1 protein-coding gene is annotated in these 1,513 nt (G+C 66.2%); it reads left to right on the top strand.

The window, feature by feature from the left end:
- The first annotated feature begins 136 nt into the window (after positions 1–136).
- Positions 137–1,501, top strand: coding sequence for an IS4 family transposase (locus Apa02nite_RS50700; RefSeq protein WP_203831575.1), 1,365 nt, complete (start codon positions 137–139; stop codon positions 1,499–1,501).
- The last annotated feature ends 12 nt before the right edge of the window (positions 1,502–1,513 follow it).

The following is a 1,513-nucleotide window of genomic DNA, read 5'->3' as shown; positions in this document are numbered from 1 at the left end:
AAGGCCGTGAAGTTAGGCGTACGGGTTGGTAGTCAACATCCGGTCTGAGCTGGTCTATGCCCGATACACGTAGGAAGCGGAGCTCCGGTAGAAACGAGTTGTCCGACCAAAGACATCCGTTCCAAATGGAGCTCCGCTGTCCCTTCAGTCTGCCATCACCCGCACGATCTGTGTCTCCGGCGGGGTCTTCGCCCCGGGTCATCTCGGCGAGTTGACCCGGATCGTGCCGTTCGACATGGTCGATGCCGTCCTCACCGAGCACGGTTCGGTCCAGCAGCGGCTGCGCAAGCTACCCGCCCGAGTCGTGGTCTATCTGCTGCTGGCTGCCGCATTGTTCGAGGAGTGCGGCTACCTCGCGGTCTGGCGCAAACTCACCGGCGCCCTCGACGGCCTGCCGATCCCGAAGATCACCGGAACCGGACTCTGGCACGCCCGAGCCCGGTTGGGCGTACGGCCGCTGCGGGCCCTGTTCGACCTGCTGCGCGGGCACACCGCCGCGATCCGGACTACCGGCACCCGCTGGGCCGGCCTACTGGTCGTCGCGATCGACGGTACCCACCTGGACGTGCCTGACAACCCCGCCACCCGGACCGGGCTCGGTAAACGCGCCAACCAATACACGCAGGCCAGCGGCTATCCCCAGATCTCTCTGGTAGCCGTCGTCGCCTGCGGCACCCGGGCGATCATCGACGCGGTCTTCGGACCGACCAGCACCGGCGAGAGCACCTACGCCGCCCGGCTGACCCGCTGCCTGCACACCGGCATGATCGTCTTATTGGATCGCGGCCTGTCCACCAACACCCTGCTCAACACCGTCGCCGGCACCGGAGCCGCGTTCCTGGCCCGGCTGACCGGCAACCGCAAACCCCCGATCCTGCGGCACCTGCCCGACGGCTCGTTCCTGTCCAGAATCGGCTGTCTCGACGTGCGCATCATCGAATGCGAAATCACCATCGCCACGACCACCGGCCGGCAGACCGGCGTCTACCGCCTCGCCACCACCCTGCTCGACCACCGCCGCTACACCGCATCCGGCCTGGTCACGCTCTACCACGAGCGATGGGAAATCGAGTCGGCGTTCTTCGCCATCAAGAAAAGCATGCTCGGCCGCCGAGTCCTGCGCAGCAACCACCCCTCAGCCATCGCCCAGGAGATCTACGCCCTACTCACCGCCTACCAGGCCATCCGCATCGCCATCACCGACGCGACCACGACCACCGGCGCCGATCCTGACCGGGCCAGCTTCAGCATTGCCCTGCAAACCGCCCGTGACCAGGTCATCCACGCCGCCAACGTCATCGCCGACACCGTCATCGACCTGATCGGCACCATCGGACGCGCCGTCCTCGACCAGCTCATGCCCGCCCGCCGGCTCCGCGTCAGCCCCCGCGCCGTGAAACGACCACTATCGCGATACGCGTACAAGAGCCTCCGCGTCGACCGGCGAACCTACCAAGCAACCATCGAAATCAACATCTTGACGCCCGCCGACAGCCCGTAACTTCACGGCCTT

This window comes from Actinoplanes palleronii (genome assembly GCF_016862315.1).
GTDB lineage: Bacteria > Actinomycetota > Actinomycetes > Mycobacteriales > Micromonosporaceae > Actinoplanes > Actinoplanes palleronii.
This window is presented reverse-complemented; position numbering and strand designations above follow the sequence as displayed.